The 23629-nt window shown below is 68.9% G+C and carries 21 protein-coding genes and 4 pseudogenes; 8 read left to right on the top strand and 17 right to left on the bottom strand.

Annotated elements, in window-relative coordinates; genetic code table 11:
* The first annotated feature begins 47 nt into the window (after positions 1–47).
* Positions 48–1711, top strand: a pseudogene (locus tag ACZ9CK_RS18925) (thiamine pyrophosphate-binding protein).
* Here ACZ9CK_RS18925 and ACZ9CK_RS18920 read toward each other — a convergent pair.
* The 6 genes and pseudogenes from ACZ9CK_RS18920 to ACZ9CK_RS18895 form a co-directional block, all read right to left on the bottom strand.
* The gene (locus tag ACZ9CK_RS18920) at positions 1708–3168 is read right to left on the bottom strand and encodes a PepSY-associated TM helix domain-containing protein (protein WP_476050771.1); all 1461 of its coding nucleotides are present in this window, start codon (positions 3166–3168) and stop codon (positions 1708–1710) included. The pseudogene ACZ9CK_RS18925 and the gene ACZ9CK_RS18920 overlap by 4 nt on opposite strands.
* 157 nt (positions 3169–3325) lie before the next feature.
* On the bottom strand, positions 3326–4087 hold the full coding sequence (locus ACZ9CK_RS18915) for a YcnI family copper-binding membrane protein (protein ID WP_426301290.1): 762 nt from the start codon (positions 4085–4087) through the stop codon (positions 3326–3328).
* Positions 4088–4207: 120 nt separating this feature from the next.
* Positions 4208–4813 carry a hypothetical protein gene (locus tag ACZ9CK_RS18910; protein WP_476050770.1) on the bottom strand — a complete coding sequence of 202 codons (606 nt, stop codon included), beginning with the start codon at positions 4811–4813 and terminating at the stop codon, positions 4208–4210.
* 117 nt (positions 4814–4930) lie between these two features.
* A pseudogene (locus tag ACZ9CK_RS18905) lies at positions 4931–5023 on the bottom strand (OpcA/G6PD domain-containing protein); the annotation flags it as partial.
* Between the two features lie 13 nt (positions 5024–5036).
* Positions 5037–6047 carry a LacI family DNA-binding transcriptional regulator gene (locus tag ACZ9CK_RS18900; protein WP_476050769.1) on the bottom strand — a complete coding sequence of 337 codons (1011 nt, stop codon included), beginning with the start codon at positions 6045–6047 and terminating at the stop codon, positions 5037–5039.
* A 249-nt stretch (positions 6048–6296) separates the two neighbouring features.
* Positions 6297–7028 carry an SDR family NAD(P)-dependent oxidoreductase gene (locus ACZ9CK_RS18895; RefSeq protein ID WP_476050768.1) on the bottom strand — a complete coding sequence of 244 codons (732 nt, stop codon included), beginning with the start codon at positions 7026–7028 and terminating at the stop codon, positions 6297–6299.
* A gap of 121 nt (positions 7029–7149) precedes the next feature.
* On the opposite strand from ACZ9CK_RS18895, the gene ACZ9CK_RS18890 reads away from it, so the two are divergent.
* From ACZ9CK_RS18890 to ACZ9CK_RS18880, 3 genes are read left to right on the top strand one after another with little or no spacing between them, the layout of a single operon-like run.
* Entirely contained in the window at positions 7150–8037 is an 888-nt protein-coding gene (locus tag ACZ9CK_RS18890; protein WP_476050767.1) for a helix-turn-helix transcriptional regulator, read from the top strand.
* A gap of 42 nt (positions 8038–8079) precedes the next feature.
* A complete protein-coding gene (locus tag ACZ9CK_RS18885; RefSeq protein ID WP_476050766.1) occupies positions 8080–8421 on the top strand; it encodes an ArsR/SmtB family transcription factor in 342 nt (113 codons plus the stop codon).
* On the top strand, positions 8418–9164 hold the full coding sequence (locus ACZ9CK_RS18880; protein ID WP_426301279.1) for a cation efflux transmembrane domain-containing protein: 747 nt from the start codon (positions 8418–8420) through the stop codon (positions 9162–9164). The genes ACZ9CK_RS18885 and ACZ9CK_RS18880 overlap by 4 nt, the downstream gene beginning before the upstream one ends.
* A 3-nt stretch (positions 9165–9167) precedes the next feature.
* On the opposite strand, the gene ACZ9CK_RS18875 is transcribed toward ACZ9CK_RS18880, so the two are convergent.
* From ACZ9CK_RS18875 to ACZ9CK_RS18855, 5 genes and pseudogenes are all read right to left on the bottom strand, one after another.
* A complete protein-coding gene (locus tag ACZ9CK_RS18875) occupies positions 9168–10523 on the bottom strand; it encodes an FAD-dependent oxidoreductase (RefSeq protein ID WP_476050765.1) in 1356 nt (451 codons plus the stop codon).
* 40 nt (positions 10524–10563) lie between these two features.
* Complete coding sequence (locus ACZ9CK_RS18870) at positions 10564–10974, bottom strand: arsenate reductase ArsC (protein ID WP_426301275.1); 411 nt, start codon at positions 10972–10974, stop codon at positions 10564–10566.
* Positions 10971–11672, bottom strand: a complete 702-nt coding sequence (locus ACZ9CK_RS18865; RefSeq protein WP_476050764.1) for an aquaporin — start codon at positions 11670–11672, stop codon at positions 10971–10973. The genes ACZ9CK_RS18870 and ACZ9CK_RS18865 overlap by 4 nt, the downstream gene beginning before the upstream one ends.
* A complete protein-coding gene (locus ACZ9CK_RS18860; protein ID WP_426301271.1) occupies positions 11669–12019 on the bottom strand; it encodes an ArsR/SmtB family transcription factor in 351 nt (116 codons plus the stop codon). Before ACZ9CK_RS18860 ends, ACZ9CK_RS18865 begins: the two co-directional genes overlap by 4 nt.
* A 100-nt stretch (positions 12020–12119) precedes the next feature.
* Positions 12120–13044 (bottom strand): annotated as a pseudogene (locus ACZ9CK_RS18855) (methyltransferase family protein).
* 170 nt (positions 13045–13214) lie between these two features.
* Here ACZ9CK_RS18855 and ACZ9CK_RS18850 point away from each other — a divergent pair.
* Complete coding sequence (locus ACZ9CK_RS18850; RefSeq protein ID WP_476050763.1) at positions 13215–13709, top strand: hypothetical protein; 495 nt, start codon at positions 13215–13217, stop codon at positions 13707–13709.
* An 8-nt stretch (positions 13710–13717) separates the two neighbouring features.
* On the opposite strand, the gene ACZ9CK_RS18845 is transcribed toward ACZ9CK_RS18850, so the two are convergent.
* The 4 genes from ACZ9CK_RS18845 to ACZ9CK_RS18830 form a co-directional block, all read right to left on the bottom strand.
* Entirely contained in the window at positions 13718–15502 is a 1785-nt protein-coding gene (locus ACZ9CK_RS18845; protein WP_476050762.1) for an acetyl/propionyl/methylcrotonyl-CoA carboxylase subunit alpha, read from the bottom strand.
* Complete coding sequence (locus ACZ9CK_RS18840) at positions 15502–17142, bottom strand: 5-oxoprolinase subunit B/C family protein (protein WP_476050761.1); 1641 nt, start codon at positions 17140–17142, stop codon at positions 15502–15504. Before ACZ9CK_RS18840 ends, ACZ9CK_RS18845 begins: the two co-directional genes overlap by 1 nt.
* A gap of 36 nt (positions 17143–17178) precedes the next feature.
* Positions 17179–18513, bottom strand: a complete 1335-nt coding sequence (locus ACZ9CK_RS18835; RefSeq protein ID WP_426301259.1) for an MFS transporter — start codon at positions 18511–18513, stop codon at positions 17179–17181.
* Positions 18514–18586: 73 nt separating this feature from the next.
* Complete coding sequence (locus ACZ9CK_RS18830; protein ID WP_426301257.1) at positions 18587–19345, bottom strand: LamB/YcsF family protein; 759 nt, start codon at positions 19343–19345, stop codon at positions 18587–18589.
* 106 nt (positions 19346–19451) lie between these two features.
* Between ACZ9CK_RS18830 and ACZ9CK_RS18825 the strand changes: the two genes are divergently transcribed.
* Positions 19452–20120 (top strand): GntR family transcriptional regulator, encoded by a 669-nt coding sequence (locus tag ACZ9CK_RS18825; protein WP_426301255.1) that lies wholly within the window; start codon positions 19452–19454, stop codon positions 20118–20120.
* A 102-nt stretch (positions 20121–20222) separates the two neighbouring features.
* On the top strand, positions 20223–20687 hold the full coding sequence (locus tag ACZ9CK_RS18820; RefSeq protein ID WP_426301253.1) for an iron chaperone: 465 nt from the start codon (positions 20223–20225) through the stop codon (positions 20685–20687).
* A 58-nt stretch (positions 20688–20745) separates the two neighbouring features.
* Here the strand turns inward: ACZ9CK_RS18820 and ACZ9CK_RS18815 are convergent, their stop codons facing one another.
* A complete protein-coding gene (locus ACZ9CK_RS18815) occupies positions 20746–22032 on the bottom strand; it encodes a hypothetical protein (RefSeq protein WP_476050760.1) in 1287 nt (428 codons plus the stop codon).
* 91 nt (positions 22033–22123) lie between these two features.
* Here ACZ9CK_RS18815 and ACZ9CK_RS18810 point away from each other — a divergent pair, with 91 nt between their 5' ends.
* On the top strand, positions 22124–23038 hold the full coding sequence (locus ACZ9CK_RS18810) for a hypothetical protein (protein WP_476050759.1): 915 nt from the start codon (positions 22124–22126) through the stop codon (positions 23036–23038).
* A gap of 57 nt (positions 23039–23095) precedes the next feature.
* Here ACZ9CK_RS18810 and ACZ9CK_RS18805 read toward each other — a convergent pair.
* Positions 23096–23578: pseudogene (locus ACZ9CK_RS18805) on the bottom strand (NPCBM/NEW2 domain-containing protein); the annotation flags it as partial.
* Positions 23579–23629 lie beyond the last annotated feature (51 nt).

The raw sequence follows: 23629 nt of genomic DNA, 5'->3' as shown, positions 1-23629 counted from the left end.
AACCCGGCCCTCTTGCCTATCTGAATGCAGGCTCCGAAGATTCCTGCATGACTTCACTGACTGTTTCCGGCCGTGTGGCCGAGGTTCTCAGCGGCTACCTCAGCGACGTTTTCGGCGTCATGGGCAACGGAAATGTCTACTTCCCTGGACGCTGCCGAGAAGCAGGGCCTCCGCTTCTCCGCCGTGCGCCACGAGGGTGCCGCCATCGCGGCGGCCGACGCCTACTACCGCGCGTCCGGGCGCCTCGCGGCGGGCACCACCACCTACGGTCCCGGCTACACCAACGCCCTGACGGCCCTCGCGGAAGCGGTCCAGGCCCAGATCCCCGTCGTGCTCGTCACCGGGGACGCGCCCAGCAGCGGCGCCCGGCCCTGGGACGTGGACCAGGCTGCAATCGCCGCCGGGCTCGGGGCGGCGACCTTCAACGTCACCCGCGAAGCCGCGGGCTCCATCACGCAGGAAGCGGTGGAGTACGCGCTGGCCAAGCGGACCGCCGTCGTGATTGCCATCCCGTACGATCTGGCGGCGCTGGAAGCAGCGGACGAGGAACTTCCGGTGCCGCCGGCGGCAGCACCGGTGAGGGACGACGTCGACCGCGGCCTCGAGCGGGCGGCGCGGCTGCTCGCCGAGGCGAAGCGGCCCCTGATCCTTGCCGGCCGTGGGGCGCACCTCGCCGGAGCCGGCCCCGAACTCCGCGGGCTCGCCGACCGCCTCGGCGCGCTGACCGCCGGGACCGCTTTGGCGCTGAACCTGCTGAAGGGCGAGGGCTACCTCGGGGTCGCGGGCGGCTTCGGCACCGAAACCGCCGCCGGACTCATGGGCGAGGCGGACGTGGTGCTCGTGGCCGGGGCGAGCCTGAGCCCGTTCACCATGCGCTTCGGCCACCTGATCGGCCCGGACAGCACCGTCATCCAGATTGACACCGCACTGGAAGCGACGCACCCCCGCGTGGACCTGTTTTTCGCCGCGGACGCGAAGGCCGCCGCCAGCCGGCTACTCCGGCTGCTGGATGGCCCCGTGACCGCTGAAGCCTGGCGCGCGGAAGCCCGGAAGCGCCTGGCCGAAGGACCGGGACATGACGCCGGCTCCGGGGACACCCCGGACGGCCGCCTTGACCCGCGCGCCCTTGCCACGGCGCTGGACGCTAATCCTTCCCGAGCGCCGCACCGTGGTCCAGGACGGCGGCCACTTCCTCGGCTGGGCACCCATGTACTGGCGGATCCCGCGGCCCCAGGACCTGGTCATGGTGGGAACCGCGTACCAGACCATCGGGCTCGGCCTCGCCAGCGCCGTCGGGGTTGCACGGGCCGTGGACGACGGCCGCACCCTGGTGCTGGCCTCGGGCGACGGCGGCTTCCTGATGGGCCTGTCCGACCTGGAATCGCTCGTGGGCGCTGCGGCAAGCGCCGTCGTCGTGATTTACAACGACGCCGCCTACGGGGCTGAGATCCATCAGTACGGCTCCCGGGGCCTGACCGAAAAGCCCATGCTGATCCCCGAAGTGGACTTCAGCGGCGTCGCCCGCGCGCTGGGCGCGGAGTCCGCGATCATCCGCGAGCTGACGGATCTCTCCGCGCTCCAGGACTGGATCGACGACGGCGCCAAGGGAACCTTCGTGGCCGACTGCCGCATCACGTCGAGCGTCCGCGCCCCGTGGCTGAGCGAATGGATGAAGGCCTCGCAGGCGGCGAAGGAGACGGTGGCGGGCTAGCGGCGGCCGCTGGGCTTCGACCAACAGCCGACGGCGGTGTCCAGGACGATGAAAGCCAGCAGGCTCCAACCCAGCAGCGGCAGGAAGAGTCCGAGGGCGACCATGACTGTGATCGCAGCCAGGACACCGGCCCAGTGCGCGCGCAGGAACGCGCCGCGCGGCGCCGGCCGGCCGGCCGCCCAGGCGCTGCCGCGGGTGGGCCGCCGCTTCCACCACATCACGTAACCCCAGGCCACCATGGCGGCCAGGCCCACGGCAACGGCAAGGAGGGCCAGCTGGTTCGGCAGGCCGAAGAGCAGCCCCATGTGGGCGGCGATCCCCCACCGGGTGAGTTTCGCTGCGAGGTTGAAGTCATCGAAGTCGAGGCGGTTGGTGATCTGCCCGGTAGCCGGGTCGATCGAGACGGCGCTGGCCGATGCGGGCCATTCCCGGCCGGTTTCGGTCACCGACCAGGCTGTGCCCGGTTTCGCCGGGGGTTTGATGTCGATCATGGGTGCGCTGATGATGTCGGCGCGCGCCATGCTGGATACTGTGTCGAACATGGCCGGATCCACCGACGGGCTCGTGGCCGATACGCCGCCGCTTCCGTGGCCTGCATGGTCTCCGGCCGGGGCGGCCTCCGCTCCCGTCAACGTTGTGTTCAGGCCGGGGGTGGTCCAGTCCAGGGCGGTGCGCAGGGTGCTGACATTCGCTCCGGCGTTGGCTGACCAGGTGAGCCCGGTGGCGGAGAGGAACATGAACGCAAGGAACAGGACCGTTCCGGTGGTGCCGTGCAGCCACAGCGTGCGCATTCTGCCGTTGACCTTGCGCGGCTTGGCGGTCCTGGCCCTGTTGGTGCCGCGTTTTCGGCGGATACTGTCGATCCAGAGCAGCAGACCGCCCAAGGCGATCACCCACAGCCAGGAGGCCGCGAGCTCGCTGTAGGCGCGGCCGGGTTCGCCCAGGTTCAGGGACCGGTGAAGGTTGGAAATCCAGGTCCGCACCGGCAGCGCGCCGCTGCTGCCGTAAGTCGGAAGGTCGCCGCGGATCCCGGCAGTGCCGGGGTCGACGAACACGGTCCGGTACTGGGATTCGCCCAGGGTCTTGTCGGCGAACAGGACCCGTGTGGTGTCCTCCGGCCCGGGTGCCGGCCGCACCATCACCGGGGCAGCTCCGCCGGCATGGTCCATGGCGGCTTTGACCTGGGCCGAGAGCGGCAACGGATCGGCGACGGCGGGAACATGCAGTTCCCGGGCATAGATGGCCGACTCGAGCTGGGGTGCCATCGCGTACAGGCCCCCGCTTATGGCCGCGATCAGCAGGAAGGGCCCGGCGAGGATCCCTGCGTAGAAGTGGATCCTGAGCAGGAACGCCCGGAACCAGCCACGTTCCACTGCCTCCCGGGTGTCGGGCGGCGTGCTCGTTGACGCGTCGGGTGCGCCGGGTGTCCCGGCCGGAGGCTTGGTCAGAAGAGTCATGTGTTTCGGTCTTTCAAGAAGGATTCGGGCAGGCGCGAGGGCGCGGCGGCGTGCGGACCGGGCTGTGCCTCATATCCGCTGGGTACCTGATGGTGGGCAGCACCAGCCCGGCCGTGCCGACTGGAACGGCACGGCCCGGGCGGTGCGTGATGGCGGGTCAGTTGCCCTTCGTGGGCCGCGTGCGTGCCAGGGCAGTCACACCAGTGCCGAGGCCAATCAGGCCGGCGGCCAGGCCGAACCAGCCCGCCGTCGAACCTCCGTCATTGACGGCGGACGCTGCGGCCGGTGCGTTTGCTGCGGACGGTGCGGCAGTTCCTGCCGGGGCCGCTGTTCCCGCCGGGGCCGCGCCATGGGCCATCGTTTCGCTGTCCTTGGCCGTGGTCACGAACGAAGGGGCCGGGTGTTCGGGTTCTTCCTGACCCTCGACCGTCTTCTGGTCCCATCTGACGACCGTGCCGTCCGTGTAGCTCTGGGTTGCCGGCAATGTCACGGTGGTGCCGGCGTCGGGCAGGACACCCACGGAGATCGAGAACGACTGGTATTCGTTCGCTCCGATCTGGTGCGCCGCGTCTGCCGTCCACACCACGGAAACCGGGGCTTTGGTCACCGTTGCTCCGTCCACCGTGACGGGCTTGGGCAGTTCCGCGATGATGACACGGGCGGTCCACCCTTCCACCGGCTTCACGGACACCGAATTGAACGGGGTATCGGCCGGCAGCGTCACTTCGAGTTTGCTCGTCTTGGCCGTGGCCGATTCATTGGGAACGTTGAACGTCAGGTGGGTGTAGCCACCTGCTGCCGGATCGTCAGCATCGACGTGGACATGGGCGGAGGCCGCTGCAGCGCCGGCGGCGAGCAGACCGGCGGCCAAGGTGGCGGCCGAGGTGGTCTTGAGGGTACGTCGAAGGGAGGGCTTCATGGCAAGGATGCCTTTCATGGAAAAGAAGATCAGGAGCCTGGCCGGAACGTGGGCCAGCCAGGCATGTCAGCACAGCAGAGGCCGCCTGATCCCATTCCGTGAGCGGAGCACCAGGGAGTCTCAGGCGGCGGGCATCATCGCCGGTGGGCCGCGCCGTGCAGGGATGCGCCGGACAATCTGGTCGTGGGCCAGGACGACCGGGGCCATGCACGGCCCCGGGATTCGGGCCGGAACGATCGCGCAAGGCTCAGGCAGCTGCGCCAATGGACGCAGCCAGGCCGCCAGCGCCCCCAGGGCCTGCTCGCCCCGGGCGAGCACCACGGCCGTAACCAGGGTCGCGAGAGCGTGGGCAAGGAACATCTGCCAGTCGCCGGAAGCGGCCTGGGTCCCGGGAACGTCACTGACAGCTTCCAGCAGGAGGCCGGGCGCGTGTGCCGCGTGGCCTGAATGGGGCGAAGCTGCAAGCGGCGCCGCGGTGGAGAGGGCATGGAGGGCCCAGTGCAGCCAGGCTTGTCCCGCGCCGAGGAGGCCGGCAAGGAGGGGAAAGGACAAACGGAACTTCGTGGCCACCGAGACCGGCAGCACCGTCAACGCACATAGCCCAAGGAGGATGGCCGGCTCGGGCAGCACTCCCCCGCCGGCAAGGTGACCGCCGGCGGCCAGGCCAAGGATGATGGAGGCGATCGTCCCGGTCCTGAGCAGCCGGAAAGAAGCACGCGTCGTCATCGGCGCTCCTTTCCGGCTCCCGGGGTGTTTGGCCCACCCCATTCTAGGGACCGGTTCGATGGAGCGCGGACATGTGACGTCCTTGCCGGCGCCTTTCCTGTCCGTTGCAAGGCCACGGACCGTTTCACCGAAAACCTCATCCGGGTCGAGTCGGCGCAGCTCCTCGGCCAGGCAGCCCTGCAAGGTGCGGCGCGGCGGCGAGAGCCGCTCCCCCGCCGAAACTTCAGCCCTGGACCGTCGTCCCGCGCAGGTGCAGGGTCCAGGGCGCCGGAACGCGGACGCCTTCGCCCGTAGAGCCGGACTCCAGGCGTTCCACCAGCATGTTCACCACGCGGTCGAAGATGGGCTCCGGCCCTACGGTGGTGAGGGCCGGGTCCGACTCCTGGCCCTCGGTGGAGTTGCCGACGCCCACGATCTGCACGTCCTCGGGCACGCGCAGGCCCAGCCGGAAGGCTGCACGGATGGCCTGCAGCGCCTCCATGTCGTCGTTGGCGAAGATGGCGGTGGGACGGTCCGGCAGCTGCAGCAAATCCAGGGCAGCCTGGTAGGCAAGGTCCTTGCGGTGGTGTGAGGTGCGCACGAGCTCCGGATCGACCGGCAAGCCCGCACGCTCGAGCCCGGCAACGTAGCCGCTGTACCTGGAGGCGATGGTGCGGTTGCTTTCGTCCGCGCGCCGGATGCAGGCGATGCGCCGGTGGCTCCGCGTCAGGAAGTCCATCCCGGCGGCGATTCCGTCGGCGGGTTCGGGGGCCAGGACGTCGAAGCCGGCGGGCTGCATGACCTCGGAAATCACCACCTGCGGAACGCCGCGGCGGGCAAGTTCGAGCATGGTTTCATCCTGGGTCACCGATTCCGGGATGAAGCCGAGGATCACGCCGTCGGCCCCACCGGACAACATGAACTGCCGCCAGGCATCGCCCAACAGCACCACGGGCTGGTAACCGTGCTGGGGCAGGACGCGTGCAGCCGCTGCGGCCAGGGCACGGTCCCACGGCCATTCGAGGTTGCCGATCGCCACAGCCACCAGCTCGGTCTTGCCCCGGCGCATTCCGCGGGCCGCGCGGTTGGCCACGTAACCCAGTTCGCGCACGGCTTCCTGCACACGCTGCTTGGTGGGTTCGCTGATCCGGGTGGTGCCGCCCAGCCGTCCGGAGAGCACGTAGGAGACCGTGGTGAGCGAAACTCCGGCGCGCTCGGCCACGTCACGAATCGTCGGCTTGGAACCTTGCCTCACGTCTGCGTCCTGTCTTTGCTGCGGTTTTCGTACTCTATCGGGTTTGCCGGGGAGGCCTGCCGGCGTTCCCTCCCGGTGGCTTCTCCCGGCAGACCGCTGACCCGGCGTGTCCACCGCGGTGTCGGCCCTGCAACCGGAAGGAAGCCGGAAGGAGCGTCAATATGCGACGGCGGGCGGCGCCCCGTGAAGGGAATCCCACCGGGGTTTCCGTGCCCGCCATGAGGTGCAGGACCCGGCCGCTCATCACCCTCACGCGATAGTGCTCCCGGTGTAGTCGGCCAGCGAGCTGAGGAGCGCCGCCTGGAAGTGCCGGTCATGCACCGCCTGATGCGGTTCCCGGGTGGCCCGGTGGTGCCAGTAGCCCCCGCTGGTGAGGGCCTCGGGGTTGTCGCTTACCGCGAGCCAGGCCTGCGTGACGTGGCCCAGGCGGAGATCGCCCGGGGCGCCGGGTCCGCCCATCCGGGTGGGCACCCAGCCCGGGTCCACCGCGTTTGAATACACCTCCGGCCACAGCCTCGCAACGGCCGCCGCGAGCGCAGTGACGAAGAGCTTGCTGTCGGAATACGAACGGGATACCCGCGCGCCGCTCCAGTCCACGCCGTCGAGATCCGGGTAACCGCCGCGGTGCATGCCGCTGCTGAGGTAGATCAGCCGCTCCGGGCGTTCCATTTCGGCGGTGAGCACGAAGGGAGCCACCACGTTCACCGGCAGCAAAGCCGGACCGCTGAAGACGCCGGCGTTGTGGATCACGGCGTCGAAGCGGCCCAAGGCGTTTGCCTGCTCGGCCAGGCCTCGCACCTCATCGAGCTTGGCGAGATCCCCCACCACGGCCTGGGCACCGCGGTCGAGAAGGTCCCGGACGGTCGCCAGCCGCTCCGGCGCGCGGGCGTGCACGACGACGGAATGGCCGTCGTCGAGCAGGGCAGCAGCTGCCGCGCGGCCGAGCCCGTCGCTGGAACCGGTGATAAGGATGCGCGACACGTTTCCTCCCTGCTGTTGGGGACTCTCAACCTCACCACGGATCGAAGGGACGCGGGAAGTCCCTCAAGAGGGGTACCCGGAGGGACTCCTTCATTCGGGAGCGCGCGCCTATCGTGGATCCATGGACAACCGTGCTGACGTTCGCGAATTCCTCACCTCCCGGCGCGCCAGGATTTCGCCCGAGGAACTCGGGCTCCCCGCCGGAACGAACCGGCGCGTGGCCGGGCTGCGCCGCAGCGAAGTCGCGACACTCGCCGGCGTGAGCATCGAGTACTACACCCGCCTCGAGCGGGGGGCCATCAGCGGCGCTTCCCCGGAAGTCCTCGATTCGCTCGCCCGTGCGTTGAAGCTCGACGACGCCGAACGGGCCCACCTCTTCGACCTCGCCCATGCGGCAAGCCCGGTGGCCCGGCCTCCGAAGCGCCGCAGCGCCGGGAACTGGGCGCCGCACGCCAGCCTCCAATGGGCCCTCGACGCCGTCACCGCCGGCCCTGCCTTCGTAAGGAACGGGCGGATGGACCTGCTCGCGGTCAATGCACTCGCCCGTGCCTTCTACAAAGACGTCTACGACATGCCCGGCCAGCCCCCGAACCTGGCGCGGTTCACCTTCCTGGACGAACGGGGCCGGGACTTCCACCCGGACTGGGACACCGCCGCCGACGTTGTGGTGTCCATCCTGCGCACCGAGGCCGGCCGGGATCCGCACAACAAGGAACTCCACGACCTCGTGGGGGAGCTGAGCACGCGGAGCCAGGAGTTCCGGCATCGCTGGAGTTCCCACAATGTCCGGCACCACGGCACCGGTTTCAAGACCTTCCATCATCCGGTGGTGGGCGAGATGACCGTGGCCTACGAAGGGCTCGAGATGGCCGCCGAACCCGGCCTCACCCTCACCATCTACACCGCCGAGCCCGGCTCGCCGTCCGAGGAGTCGATGCGCCTGCTCGCGTCCTGGGCGGCCACCGAGCAGGCACAGCTCAGGGACGCCGGGAAGCAGACAGCGGGCTGAAGTTCACGCACGCAATACACCGTTGAATGAATACATCGAACGATGTACTTTGGAGGAGTGGAAACCCTCACCCATGCCCCGGTGCTCGCGCGCTTCGGCTACGCCATCTCCGACCCCACCAGAGCCAGGATCCTGCTTGCTCTGGCCGAAGAGCCCGCGTACCCCTCGGACCTGGCCGATTCCCTGGGGGTGTCGCGGCAGAGCATGTCCAACCACCTGAGTTGCCTGCGCGGCTGCGGGCTGGTGCTGGCCGTTCCGGACGGCCGGCGGACGAAGTATGAGCTCGCCGATCCGCGCCTGGGCCATGCTTTGCGGGACCTGATCGGCGTTGTGCTGGCCGTGGATCCGGACTGCTGCGCCCCGGACGGGGAGTGCCTGGCATGACGGCGGCAGCTGTTTCGCCCACTGGAGGCAGGCGGGCGGTGCTGCGGCGGAGGATCCGGCTCTTCGCCGCAGCGACCATTAGCTACAACGTGGTCGAAGCCGCTGCTGCGCTGTGGGCCGGGGGCGTCGCCGACTCATCGGCCCTGATCGGATTCGGCCTGGACTCCGTGATCGAGGTCGCCTCCGCCGTCGCGCTGTCCTGGCAGTTTTCGGCCGCGGATCCCGAACGGCGCGAGCGGGTGACGCTACGGATCATTGCGGTCTCGTTCTTCGCGTTGGCCGCCTTCGTGGCCGGGGATGCGCTCCGCTCCCTCACCGGCGGCGGCGAGGCGCAGCACTCCCCCGCGGGAATCGTGATCGCGGCCCTGAGCCTTCTCATCATGCCGGTGCTGTCCTGGCTGCAACGCCGCGCCGGCCGGGAACTCGGTTCCCGCACGGCGGTGGCCGACTCGAAGCAGACCCTGCTCTGCACGTATCTGTCGGCCGTACTGCTGGCAGGGCTGGTGCTGAACAGCACCCTGGGGTGGTGGTGGGCCGACGCCGGCGCCGCGCTGGTGATCGCCGCCATCGCCGTGCGGGAAGGCATCAGTGCCTGGAAGGGCGATACCTGCTGCGCCGCCCTGCCCGGGGACCCGGAGGCCGCCGAAGCGGACGATGCTTGCTGCGCGGAGTGCGGCGCGGCCGGTCCCGAATCCCGGGAAGCCGTGCCGCTGAACCTGATGCGCCGGCCCGATGAGGACTGACAGCTACGGCATTGCCGCTTCGGCGGTGCGGCCGTGCTGCAGCCCGGTGGCGAATCCGATGGTGACGGGCACGGGCTCGGAGACCCCGCAGCAGGAATCCTCCTCACCGCTTGGAAGGTTGGTCGAACAGACGCCGGTTTCGGGAAGCTCGAGTTCGACGGCGTCCGCGGCAGCCGTGTCCCCGGCGAGCGCGGCGGCGATGGAGCGTACCTGTTCATAGCCCGTGGCCATAAGGAAGGTGGGGGCGCGTCCGTAGGATTTCATGCCTGCCAGGTAGAAGTCCTTCTCCGGGTGGGCGAGGATCCGGGCGCCGTGGGCCGGGACGGTCCCGCAGCTGTGGAAATCCGGGTCGATCAGCGGGCCCAAGGCCCTGGGGGCATCGACGGCCGGGTCGAGGTCCAGCCGCAGTTCCGAAAGGATGCCCAGATCGGGCCGGAAGCCGGTGGCCGCAATGACGCGGTCGACTTCGACATTTCGGCCGTCTACGGCGTGAACGGTTGCTCCGCCGGCACGGGATTCGACACGGCTCGCCTGGAAGCCTGCCAGCAGCCGGACGGCCCCGTCGTCGACGGCGGCGCGCAGGCGGGCGCCCAGCTGGCCCCGCGCGGGAAGCTGGTCGGCGTCGCCCCCGCCGTAGGCACGGGCGGGGCTGGCGGCCCGGATGGCCCAGATGACCTCCGTGCCTGGATTGCTGCGTGCGAGCCGGACCAGGTCCAGGACCATGTTCGCGGCCGAGTGACCGGCGCCAACCACCAGGGTCCGTCGGCCGGCGAACCCGTCCCGGGACACCTCCGGCAGCGGACCGGCGATCACGCCTGCAGCCCTCGCCTCGGCCTCACCGGGCGCGGGCAGTCCGGAGTCGCCGAGGGGCCCAGGGGTGGCCCAAGTGCCGGACGCGTCGATGACGGCGCGGGCCAGGATGTCCGAGGTGCCGCCGTCGGGATGACGGACCCGCAGCAGGAACGGCGCCTGCTCCCGGCCGACGCTGCGGCTCTTGTCGAGACCCTGCCTGGTCACCGCAACGACGCGGGTGCCTGTCCGGATCCTGTTCCGGAGCTGGGGCGTCGCGGCCAATGGCTCGAGGTAGTCCGTGACGATCGCGGCACCGTACGGCAGCGCCGTGGGGCGCGGCGCCTCCCAGCCCGTCGGTTCCAGCAGCCTCACCGCGGCGGCGTCGAGGTTGTAGCGCCAGGTGGAAAACAGGCGGACGTGGCCCCATTCCCGGATGGCGGAGCCGACGGCGGGACCGGCCTCGAGCACCAGCGATTCCAGGCCGCGCTCGAGCAGGTGCGCTGCCGCGGCGAGTCCGATGGGTCCGGCACCGATCACGGCGACGGGCAGGGAGTCCTGTGCAGTCATGCTGTCCTCATTCCTTCTGCGCCTGCTTGCCTGTAGGGCCCTATCGGGCTGCCGGGGCGAGGGATTCGATCAGGGCCTCGACACGGGTCTTGATGTCGTCGCGGATGGGCCGGACGGATTCGACGCCCTTGCCTGCGGGATCTTCGAGCACCCAGTCCTCGTAGCGTTTGCCCGGGAAGTAGGGGCATTCGTCTCCGCATCCCATGGTGATGACGACGTCGGAATCCTGCACTGCCTCGGTGGTGAGGACCTTGGGGATCTCGGCGGACATGTCGATGCCGACTTCGGCCATGGCTTCCACGGCTGCCGGGTTGACCTTGTCCGCGGGCTGGGACCCGGCAGAACGGACCTCGATGGCGCCTTGGGACAGGGTGGTGAGGAATGCTGCCGCCATCTGGGAGCGGCCGGCGTTGTGGACGCAGACGAAGAGGACGGAGGGCTTGCTGCTCATGAGAGCACCTTTCGATCAGCCGCAGGGGCGGAGGAGGGGGCAGGGGTCGGGTAGAGAAGGCGGACGAGGACGAAGCCTGCGGCGCCGCCGAGCAGTTGGGCCAGGATGAATCCGGGGGCCGAGGCCGGCGCGATCCCGGCGAAGGTGTCGGTGATGGTCCGTGCGACGGTGACGGCGGGGTTGGCGAAGCTGGTGGAACTGGTGAACCAGTATGCTGCGGCGATGTAGCCGCCGACGGCGAACGCCGCCCTGTCTGCCCGCCTGGAGCGGACAGTGCCGAAGACCACGAGCAGGAGGCCGATGGTGCCGACCACCTCCCCCAGCCACAGGCCGGCGCCGGAACGTTGGTGGGTGGAAATCATTACTGCCGGGAGCCCGAACATCAGGTTCGCGACAACCGTTCCGGCCAAGCCGCCGGCGAACTGCGCAAGGATCAGGCCGGCTGCGGTCCGCGTATCCAGCAGGCCGAGGGCCCGTTCCACGAGCGTGACCACCGGGTTGAACGAGGCGGAAACCGGCTGCAGCGCAAGGATCAGCGCGACCAGCGCGGCACCCGTGGCGAGGCTGTTCTGCAGGAGCTGCAGGCCGACGTCGTCCGGCGACAGGCGTGAGGCCATCACGCCGGATCCGACGACGGCGATCACCAGGAATGCCGTGCCGGTGAACTCGGCGGCGGCGCGGCGAGCCAATCCGCTCACGCAGCCTGCCCTCCGATCAGGGCAGCCAGGTTCTGCAGGACCTCGGCCCGGGCGCGGTAGTACACCCAGACACCGCGCTTCTCGCGGTCCAGCAGGCCGACTTCATGAAGAACCTTCAGGTGGTGGCTGATCGTGGGCTGGGAGAGATCGAACGCATCGTTGAGGTCGCACACGCAGGCCTCGCCGCCCTCGTGCGAAGCAACCAGGGACATCAGCCGGAGCCGCACTGGATCCCCCAATGCCTTCAGGATCGCCGAGGCCTGCTCGGCAACTTCTTCCGAAAGGGGCTCGCGGGAGAGCGGAGAACAACACGCGACCGCCTGCACCGGGGTCAGCTCAAGAGACATAGACACATGTAAATATCTACACTCATCTATGTCTCGGCGCAAGGGTGACGTGAGGCGCATCCTTGCCGGAGAGTGGTCGGACCGATTTCATGGCACGTAATCAGGGTTTCCGGAGCTTGCCCACCTTTGGCGCCTTGGGAATCCAGCAGCGCACCGTTTCCCGGTACCGCTCGAACTCTTCGCCGAACCGTTGCTTGAGGTCGGCTTCCTCAAGCGGCCTGATGGCGTAGTTCCAAAGCATCGATCCGGCGACGGCGTAGGCGATCACCAGCCATGACTGCAGGATGAGGCCGATCCCGGCGCCTTGGGCGACCCCCGCAAGGGCCATGGGGTTGCGAACCCAACGGTACGGGCCGGCGATGACCAGGCGGTTCGGCATCGCAGCCGGAAGCGGCGTGCCTTCTCCGTGCGTCGACATCGCCACCGCAGAAGCGATGCCGAGACAGCTGGCAAGCACAAGGATTGCAACGCCAGCAGGACCCGCAATCAAGGGAAACGGCAGGCTCACGTCCCAGCGCCGTTCGAGGACCGTTATCGCGAACGGAACCACCACCAGGAAGAAGCCCCAAAAAACAACGAGCTGGCCGAAAGTTGTGGCCACGTGGTTTGCAGAGTTCGCGCGCCCTTGTGGCGGGCCGGAACGCGAACGGTCCCCGGAGGATCCACTCGGTCGGCACCCGCCCCAGCAGGAGCAGGCAAAGCGCAAGCAGCGAAGCCGCCGTCGCTGCTCCCATGGCCAGCACGCCCCAGCCCGCTTCGCCCGTGGCGGTTGCGTAGACAGCAAGCACGACGGCGACAATCGCCGTCCAGCCCGCGCCCACCACGGCGGCAGCCCTGACGCCGAAAGCCGCGACGGCCGAGGCGATGACGAACAGCGGGACGTCGAAGGCAGCGACAACGACCGGATCGAGACTGCCAAGGGTCGCTTCACGCACAAAGGGTGAGGCGAAAACCAATGCCCACCAAAAAAGGCCGGCGGCCGCCTGCAACGCAAAATAGGCCCGCCCCCACCGAAGCAAATGCATCACCGATCCAAGACAATTCGGCACGTTGAGCGGCCGAGACAATGTTGGCTTCAGGGTAGCGAATTCACCGGAAAAAGGCCGCTGGAATTGCTGTGCAAGAAGGACCCGCGCTGCTACATTCTTCGCAGTGGGGGCGCATCAGGGTACTCCCCTATGCAAAGGAGCCCAGGATGAGCGCTCAATACCCGCAGCAGACCGCACCGGCAATGGAAGGCGAGAATGCGAAGCGGTCCCGCAAAGGAAGGACCGGCATCGGCATCGGGCTTCTCGTCATGGGCGCGGTTTCAACAGCTGCCACGGCTTTTCTTTATTCGCAAATCATCCCCGACATGGAACTCTTCAGCGAAGAACAACAAAGCATCCAAGTGGTCCTCGCCGCCGTGAGTGTGCTCATGCTTCTCGCTTTGTTCGGAACGGGGATTTGGAACATTGCGGCGCGGCGTACCTGGGCCATGGCTCCGCTCATTACCGCAATAGTCGTGTCCGGCGCGAGCCTCATATTTGCGGTCATCAATATTGTGGACTCGGCTACCACCACGGGCAGATTGCCATCATTCTGGGTCGTGTTTGTGTACATCGCCATCATCGGGCAGGCGATTAGGCTCCTGCGGCTCGACGAGCCGCGGCTGGCTCCCGCCCCGGCCCAGGGACCACAGCTCTGGTGAGCCGGCCTCTACTCGATATGCCCCAGCACCGAGCCGACGGAAACCACGCCGCCTGCCGCTGACACCACGGAAGAAAGGGTTCCGCCGCGGTGTGCCGGCACCTGGGTTTCCATCTTCATCGCCTCCAACACCACCAGCGGGTCCCCCGCGGCAACCGAAGCGCCGGGCTCCACCAGCCACTTCACCACTGTCCCGGCCATGCCGGCCACGAGCGCGGATTCCGGGACAGCGGACTCCGGGAGAGCGGCACTGGAAGCGTCGGACGAAAGACCAGCACCGCCGTCGGACGTAAACGGAACCCCAGAGAGGGAACCACCCGAACGCGCCCAGCCGTCCAGCAGATCGGCGGGCAGGCCTACTGCGAGGCGCTTGCCGTCCACATCAACGGTGATGGTGCGGCGCGCACCGGAGGGTGCCACGGCGCTGTATTCGGGGTCCACCGGAATGCGGTCGGCGAACTCCGTCTCGATCCAGCGGGTGTGCACGCCAAGGCCGTCGGGGGAAGTGAATTCCAGGGCTTCGAGCACGGCCCGGTGGAACGGCAGCACGGTCGCCAAGCCGGAAATGTCCATCTCGGCCAGCGCGCGGCGGGCGCGGCGGATGGCCTGCTGCCGGTCCGCGCCGGTGACGACGAGCTTGGCCAGCAGGGAGTCGAACTGCGGCGGCACCACGGAACCGGCGCGCACGCCGGCGTCGAGGCGGATGCCCGGGCCGGTCGGACCGACAAAGCCAGCAACGGTACCCGGCGAGGGCAGGAATCCGCGGCCCACGTCCTCGGCGTTGATGCGGAATTCGAAGGAGTGCCCGCGCGGCTCCGGGTCCGAAAGAACGCTCAGTGGCAGGCCCGCGGCGATGCGGAACTGCTCCTGCACCAGGTCGATCCCGGAGGTTTCCTCGGTGATCGGGTGCTCCACCTGCAAGCGCGTGTTGACCTCCAGGAACGCCACCGCGCCGCCGGCCGAGACCAGGAATTCCACGGTTCCGGCGCCGGTGTAGCCTGCCTCGCGGCAGATCGCCTTGGCGGCGGCGTAGATCGACTCCCGCTGCGCGGACGTCAGGAAAGGCGCAGGCGCCTCTTCGACGAGCTTCTGGTGCCGCCGCTGCAGGGAGCAGTCGCGCGTGCCCACGACCACCACGTTCCCGTGGGTATCGGCGATCACCTGCGCTTCTACGTGCCGCGGCCGGTCCAGGTACTGCTCCACGAAGCACTCGCCGCGGCCGAACGCCACCACGGCCTCACGCACGGCCGAATCGAAGGCTTCCTCCACCTCGGCCAGCTCACGGACCACTTTGAGGCCGCGGCCGCCGCCGCCGAAGGCCGCCTTGATGGCCACCGGGAGCCCGTGCTGCTCGGCGAAGGCGCGGGCCTCGGCGGCCGATGCCACGGGTCCGTCGCTGCCGGCCACGAGCGGAGCGCCTGCTCGGACAGCGATTTCACGGGCGGTGATCTTGTTGCCCAGCTGCCGGATCGCCTCCGGCGCGGGACCGATCCAGGCCAGTCCGGCGTCGAGCACCGCCTGCGCGAAGTCCGCGTTCTCGGACAGGAAACCGTAACCGGGGTGCACGGCGTCGGCACCGGAACGTGCCGCAATGTCCAGCAGTTTGGGGATGTTCAGGTAGGTATCGGCCGGGCTGTTGCCGCCCAGGCTGTAGGCATCGCCTGCGGCTGTCACGTGCATGGCGTCGGCGTCGATGTCCGCGTAGACGGCCACCGAAGCGATTCCGGCGTCCTCACAGGCGCGGGCAATCCGGACGGCGATTTCGCCGCGGTTCGCGATCAGGACCTTGCGCATTACTTGCTCACTTCTTTCGTGCCGAGGGCGGGGGAAACGCGGAAACGGATGCTTCCGCCGATGGGGACCTGCGCTGCACGGTCCAGTTGTTCGTCGGTGACCACCCCGATCACGGGGTAACCGCCGGTGATCGGGTGGTCGGCCAGGAACAGCACGGGCAGGCCGGCGGGCGGGATCTGGATGGCCCCGGCCATGGTTCCTTCGCTGGGCAGTTCGCCCTCGCGGCTGCGCTTGAGCGGCTCGCCGGCCAGGCGCATGCCCACCCGGTTGGACTGCGGGGTGACCTGCCACTCCTGGCTGCACAGGGACTCAAGTTCGGCGGGGTCGAACCAGTCCTCGCGCGGGCCGGGAACGATGTCCAGTACCGTGACGCTGCCGGGTTCCGGGAAATCCGGCTGCAGTTCGGGGCTCCCGACGGCGGTGGATTCAGTCTCGTGTCCGACGGCGAGCAGTTGCCCGGCTGCCAGCGGTGCCGGTCCGAGCCCGGACAGGGTGTCGGTTGAGCGGCTGCCGAGGACGGCGGGCAGGTCTGCCCCGCCGCGGACGGCGAGGTAGCTGCGGAAGCCGGCCTCCGGGGCGCCGACGGTCAGGGTCTCGCCGTCGAGCAGCGCGAACGGCGCGGCCATCGGAACGGTGCGGGGCTGGGTGTCGGGACCGCCGTCGTCGTCACTTAAGTCGGAGACAGCCCCCGACGGCGGCGTGATGGTGAGGCTCGACGGCGCACCGGCCACGGCGATCACCTGGTCCCCCACGGCCTGGATGGTGAGTCCGCCGTTGACGGTCTCGATCGCGGCGGCGGTGGACGCGTTGCCGACGAGGCGGTTGGCCCGGCGGATGGAGGCCCGGTCCAGGGCGCCGGCGGCCGAGACACCCAGGCCGCCGTGTCCGCAGCGGCCCAGGTCCTGGATGAGGCTCAGGGCGCCGGGGGCCACAACACGGATCCCGGTGGCGGGCTCTGCGGCGGCGGCAGCCGCGGGAGCCGCCGTCGGGATGATGACCTCGCGCACGGCCCGGTACCGCACCCGGTCCCCCGGCCGGGCGAGGGCGGGCTGCGGGCGGTCGAGGTCCCACATGCGGGCGCCGGTGCGGCCGATCAGCTGCCAGCCGCCCGGGGAGCGCCGCGGGTACACGGCCGAGTAATTCCCGGCCAGGGCCACGGATCCGGCAGGCACCGCGGTGCGCGGAGTGGAACGGCGCGGTACTTCCAGGAGCTGGCTTTCGCCCACCATGTAGGCGAAGCCGGGAGCGAAGCCGGCGAAAGCGACCGTCCAGAGCTGCCCGGTGTGCGCGGCGATGACTCCGTCCACGCCCAGGCCGGTGAGCTCGGCGACTTCGGCGAGGTCGTCGCCGTCGTACACGGTATCGATGACCACCAGCTCGCTGTCCACCGCAGCGCCCCCGGTGAGCTCCAGCTCCAGCAGCCGGGTGCCGATGGCCCGGGTGGCGGCAGCGGACTCGGCCACCACCATCACGGTCTCCGCCGCGGCCAGCACGTCCAATTGTCCGGGCAGCGGGGAGGCGGACAGCAGCGACTGCAGGGCCAGCACATCCTCCATGCTGTCCAGCTCGGCGAGGACCGCGCGGGTCCCCACCGGCCGCACGGAGCGCACCTTGTGGGCTGTCTGCATCCCGGTTTCCATCATCGCTTCCTAACTCAGTTCAGCTAAGGCGGCCGCTCAGGCCTGGGCGTCCTGCAGGAGCCTGACGTCCTCTTCCGGCTGCGGGTCGCGGCCCAGCAGCAGGCCCACGATCGTCACAACGGAGGCCGCCAGCAGGTAGAGCGCGATCAGCCACCAGCCGCCGGCGGCCGCACCGTAGAGCGAGGTGAAGATCAGCGGAGCGACGGCGCCGCCCACCACACCGGCCAAGGTGTAGGCCAGCGAGCTGCCGGCGTAGCGCAGCCGGGCCGGGAACTGTTCAGTGATGTAGGCGGCCTGCGGGCCGTACATGAAGGCGTGCAGCGCCAGGCCGATCACGACGCCGATGGTCAACATCACCACGGACCTGCCCTGGATCATCAGGAAGAACAGCGGGATGAACGCGGCCGTGGCGGCGGCGGTGATGCCGTAGACGAGGCGGCGGTTGAAGCGGTCCGTCGCAGCGCCGGCCAGCGGGATCAAGAACAGCTGGAAGGCCGAGCCGATGAGGATGGCGGCCAGGACGTTTCCTGTGGTCATGCCCAGTTCCTTGGTGGCGTAGACGGCCACGAACACGGTGAACAGGGCGTACAGGATGTCCGGGCAGACGCGCGACAGGGCTGCGGAGATGAGCGCCTTGGGTTCGGTGGTGAAGACCTCCTTGATGGGGGCCTTGGGGCGGTCGCCATGGGCCTGGATGGCCTTGAACACCGGGGTTTCCTCAAGCTTGAGGCGGATCAGCAGGCCGAAGGCCACCAGCACGGCCGAAGCCAGGAACGCCACACGCCAGCCCCAGGAAAGGAAGTCGGTGTTGCTGAGGGTGGCGGCCAGGACGGCGAGGACGCCATTGGCCAGCAGGTTGCCGGCGGGCGGGCCGATCTGCGCGGCCGAGGACCAGAAGCCGCGCTTGTTGGGGTCGCCGAATTCACTGGAGAGCAGCACCGCACCGCCCCATTCGCCGCCGACGCCGATCCCCTGGGCCAGGCGCAGCAGCACCAGGATGACGGGGGCCGCGACGCCGATCACCGTGTAGTCCGGCAGTGCGCCGATGAGGACGGTGGCCACGCCGATGAGCACGAGCGTGAAGACCAGCACGTACTTGCGGCCGATCTTGTCGCCGAGCCGGCCGAACACCACGCCGCCGATCGGGCGGGCCAGGTAGCCCACGGCGAACGCGGAGAAGGAGAGCAGCAGGCCCACGAACTCATCGCCCGCGGGGAAGAAGATCTTGGGGAAGACGAGGGCCGAAGCCACGGAGTAGATGGCGAAGTCGTAGTACTCGAGCGAGGTGCCGGTGAGGCTGGCGACGTACGCCTTGAGGGCGCCGGCCGGTGGCTTCCTTGTCACGGCACGTGCCTTGCTGTTGGTGGTCATTGTTTCCTCCGGGGGATGAGGGTGTTGCTGGGGATTGGGGTTCTTGCGACGAACGGGTTCAGGCGAGGGAAGTTCAGGCGAAGGAGGCGATGCTGACGCCGGCGTCGCTGAGGGCGGACTTCACGGCGGTGGCCATGGCCACGGCGCCCGGTGAGTCACCATGCACGCAGATGCTTTCCGCGCGGACATTGAGGATGGAGCCGTCGATTGCCATGATCCGCTGTTCGGTAGCCATCCGCAGCACATGCTCGGCCACCTCCGCGGGATCGTGCAGCACGGCACCCGGCAGAGTACGGGAAACCAGTGTGCCGTCCGGGTTGTAGGCGCGGTCCGCGAACGCTTCGCTCACGGCGCGCAGCCCGGCGGCCTCGGCCAGCCGCAGGACTTCCGAACCCGGCAGCCCGAGGATCGAAAGGCTTGGGTCCACGGCCTTGACGGCGTCGACGACGGCCTGGGCCTGGGCGGTGTGCTTGACGATCGCGTTGTACAGGCCGCCGTGCGGCTTCACGTAGCGGACCGAGGCTCCGGCGGCGGCCGCCAGGGCCTGCAGCGCGCCGATCTGGTACACGACGTCGTCGGCCAGTTCTTCGGGATCGACGTCCAGGAAGCGGCGGCCGAAGCCCGCCAGGTCCCGGTAGCCGACGTGCGCTCCGATGACGACGCCGGCCTGCGCCGCCTTTTGCGCGGTGGCGCGGATGACACTGGGGTCGCCGGCGTGGAAACCGCACGCCACGTTGGCGCTGGAGACGGACTCGAACATCGCGGAATCGTCGCCGAGGGTCCAGCGTCCGAAGGACTCCCCGACGTCGCTGTTCAGGTCGATGCTTGCCATTGTGATCCCTATCTCATTGGATGTGGTCCATCTAGGATGCACTACATTGTCGGATTGTTCAACGATTCTTCGATTCGAGTTTGCGACAATCAGGTAAATTCATGTCATGGCACCTACCCAGACCGGCAGCGCGCGCGTCCGCATCGCCGTGCCGTCCGTGGCCGAACGCGTGGCCGAGGAGCTGCGCTACCAGCTCGCCGAGGGCATGCTGCTGCCGGGAGCCCGGCTGACTGAAGCCACCATCGCGGAGGACCTGGGCGTCTCGCGGAACACCGTGCGGGAGGCCTTCGCCGAACTCGCCAGCGAACGGCTGGTGGTCCGCCAGCCCAACCGCGGCGTCTTCGTGGCCACGCTTGAGGCCGGGGACATCCACGACCTCTACACCGTGCGCCGGGCCATCGAAGTGAGTTCGATCCGCGGCGGCGGCAGCGCCGAGCGAATTGCGGCCGTCCGTGCCGCCGTCGACGAGGGCAAACGCGCTGCCGCCGCCGACGACAACGACGCCCTGGGCAGCGCCAACCAGCATTTCCATGGCGCCATCGTGGCCCTCGCCGAAAGCAGGCGGCTGGACACGATCATGAAGCACGTCCTGGCCGAGATGCGCCTGTACTTCCACAAGGCCACCTCGGACGCACACTTCTACAGCGCCTGGCTCGAGGAGAACGAGGCCATCTGCGCAGCCCTCGAGGCCGGGGAACTGGAGCGGGCCGGCGAACTCCTGCTCGGCTACCTCAACCGTTCCGAAGAGCAGCAGCGGGCAGTACACGGCGAGTAGCTGCGGGGAGCAAGGGCTCCGCGCATTCGAGCAGTTCCGGAGAAGCCGGCCGCATTACCCGGCCGTAGGGTTGGTTCATCAGCCCGCGCGAAAGGAACTGCAATGACGGAGACCAGCAAGAGCGCCAAGTCGTACGAGGGATTCACCGAAGAGGAACGCGCCGCCATGAAGGAGCGCGCCCAGGAACTCAAAGCGGGCGCAAAGCGGCGCGGGTCCACCGCCAAGGCCGGCAAGGAGGACGGCGAGAGCGAGGTGCTCACCAAGATCGCCGAATTGCCGGAACCGGACCGCGCCCTGGCGGAGCGCATCCACGCGATCGTGAAGGAAAGCGCCCCGGGACTCGAGCCGAAGACCTGGTACGGCATGCCCGCGTATGCCAGGGACGGCAAGGTGGTCTGCTTCTTCCAGGGCTCGGGCAAATTCAAGACCCGGTACTCAACGCTCGGCTTCAATGATCCGGCGGCGCTGGACGAGGGCGAAATGTGGCCGGTTGCCTACGCTCTGACAGAACTGACGCCCGAGGTCGAAGCGAGGATCAGTGAACTGGTGAAGAAGGCAGCCGGCTAGAGCCACAAAGCAGCGCCGCCCCGGCATCCACGTAGGCTGACCCGGGGCGGCCGCTGGCCTACTCGAGGCCCACCGGCAGGTTCCCGATGGCCACATCCATGATGTTCAGCCCTTCGTCCACGAGCGCGCTGCCTGCAGGCAGGGTGATGCTGGCGACCTTGAACGCGGCCGGGATGTCGATCTTCGTGGCGAACACCGAGGCCTGCTCGTCAATGCGCAGCACTGTGGACGCGCCGCCGATGTACGCCTGGGTGTGCCGCTGGTGGTACGCCGACCTTGCCAGCAGCATGCTGGTGTCCGTGGGCACGCCGTCCTTCCAGTTCGGCAGGGCGAGGGTGACCTTCTTGGTCATGCCGTTGGTGAAGTGCACCGTGGCCACGCCGGAGGACACCGCGCCGGTGGAGAAGCCGGTCACGAGCAGGGTTCGGCCTTGTCCGGAGATCGCCAGTTGCTGCCCGGCGGCCTTGAGCGTGTCCGGAGTTCCCACCGGGTTCGGGTGCCATACGGATGTCACGCCGAAGGCCGAGTACGGCTTCCCGCTGGTCAGTCCCGCGTCCGCAAGCGCCTCCTCGGAGAAGGTGCGGCGGTCCGCAGTGATCGCCCCGTTGCGCGGGTTCGCCGCGTTCGCCACCGAGGTCTGGTTCAGCAGCGCCGCGAACGGCAGCGGCGTGACGTCGACGCCGGGGCCCTGGTACGCGCCGATGTTCGGCGCCGTAACTGAACCCGCACCCGCGGTGGGGTTCCCGAAGAAGTCCTTGCCGCCGTCGTCGGCAATTGCAGTCCCGGCCCCCAGCAGCGGCGAGCCGGCCGCGAGCTTGTAGCCCGGAACGTCCAGGGTGGTCTGGCCGCTGCCACCGGCGATCAGCTTGGGATCGCCGGTCACGGAACCAAGCTCGCCGGCGGGCGGCAGGATGCCGCCGAAGTAGGCGTTGTTGGAGTACACCGCGGACGCAGCCCGGAGCGGACCGCCCGGCGCCACGAAGATGTTGTTGCGGACCTCGCGCGGCCCCGTCATGTCGTCCAGGAAGCCGCGGGACGGGCAGTAGAAGGTGTTGTTGTAGATGTAGTGCTTGCCCGGCCCGGTGCTGGCACCGCCCAGGCGGCAGTCGTCCTGGGCCACGTTGTAGCGTAAAACCACCTTGGCCGCGGTGGATCCGCCGCCGCAGTTGGAGACGCAGTTGAGGTAGAAGCCGCCGGCGTTCCCGTACGAATAGTTGTACTGGAAGAGGCAGGTTCCCACGATCTTCATGTCGCAGTCCCAGGCGGTGGAGTCGTAGACGGACGTGGTGCTGTTGCCCACCACATTGAACTGGAACACGGGGTTCTTGGAGTTGTACGGCCACATGCCGGCGAAGTTGCCGCCCTCGTACGGGTGGGCGCCCTGGCCGAGGTTGAGGCCGCTGTTGTATTCGATGAGCGGGGCGTCGGAGTTGTGGATGACAATCGCGTCGCCGCCCCACCTCGTGCATCTTGTTCCGGGCCACGTAGACGCCGGTGTTGTAGCGCTCCGTGGTGTCCGGTGCGGAGATCTTCACGCCGCCGCCGGCAGTGTCGTTGACCTCGTTGTCGGTGATGGTGATGCCGTCCACGGAGCCCTTGCCCCAGGTGCGCACCATGATCCCGGCGGACTGGGCGAAGCCGGCCCCGTTCGTGGCCTTGTTGCGCCAGCCGGCCACGTCTTCCACGTGGTTTCCGGTGACCACGATGCCCGCGGTCTGTGCCGTGCCGCTGTTTTCGAAGAGGATGCCGACCCGCCGCGTGGGGGTGTCCGAGGGGTTGACCACGTGCAGTCCGCTGACGGTCCAGTGGCTGGCGTTGGTGATCTGGATGGCTGCCACCGCGCCGTCGCCGTTGATGGAGGGCTTGGCGCCGTCGCCGTAGCTGGAGAGGGTGATCGGATGGCCCGCGACGCCGGTGCCCGCCGTCTTGAGTGCGCCGGTGCAGCTGGTGCCGGCGCGGAAGAGGATCGATTCGCCGGCGTTGAAGGCGCCGTGGCCGTCGAGCTGGGCGATCGAGTTGAAGGGGCTCGCCTGGCTGCCGTCGCCGGGGCTCGGGGCCGAGCAGTCCACGTAGAACTTCGCGTCACTGAGCTGGACGACGAGCGAAACGAGGGCGCCGCTGGTGGCCACGTCGAACGGGCCCGTGCCGCTGGCCGTCAGCTCCGCCGTGCCACCTGCGGCTCCGGCGGGCACCACGAAGGTGACGGTCGCGACGCCGCCGGCGTCAGCAACGGCGTCGGCCACCTTTTCGCCGCGGAAGGCGAGGCTGACCGGCCCCAGCGGCTTGAGGTCGCGCACGACGACGGTGGCCGGGGTTCCGGGGACGAGCGAGTTGAGGTTCGTCCCGGCTGAGCCCTCGAGGCGCAGCGGCGCGGCGAGGTATTCGCTGGAGCAGTTGATTTTGGCGTCGGCCCAGTCGGCGTGGTCGTTGCCGTTTCCTTCCGGCCCGGCGTCGACTCGCAGTTCCAGGGTGCTGGCGCCGGCCAAGTCCACGTTGACCGGCAGGGCGCCGTCGATCCCCTTGCGTTCGGCGGCAAATCGTTCGGCGCCGTCCACGAACACGCGGAAGTCCACGCGGCCGCGGTCGGCCTGGGTGTCATCGATGCCCACCTGGGCGAGGAACTGCCGGCACTGGCCGCCGAGCTTGTAGCTGATGGACGACGGCGCGTGGGTGCCGAGGCCCTTCGCGTAGACGGTGCCGTCGATGGTGAGCGGGCGACGGTTCGCGTCGCCGAGGGCCTGGCCGCCGTTGCTCATGTCGAGTTCGGCAGGTCCCCAGCCGTTGCTCATACTGGCCCAGGGAACGTCGCTGGCATAAGCGACGCCGGTGGGCGGCGGTGGTGTTTCGGCGGCGATGGCCGCGGGGACGGTCCCGACGCCGGCCGCGACCATGGCGGCCGAGGCTGCGATGGCGGCCAGGTTTCTGGCCAAGGTTGGTGTTTT

The organism is Arthrobacter sp. TE26545, from assembly GCF_056279005.1.
The sequence above is the reverse complement of the archived record's forward strand: the minus strand, read 5'-3'. Positions and strand labels throughout refer to the sequence as shown.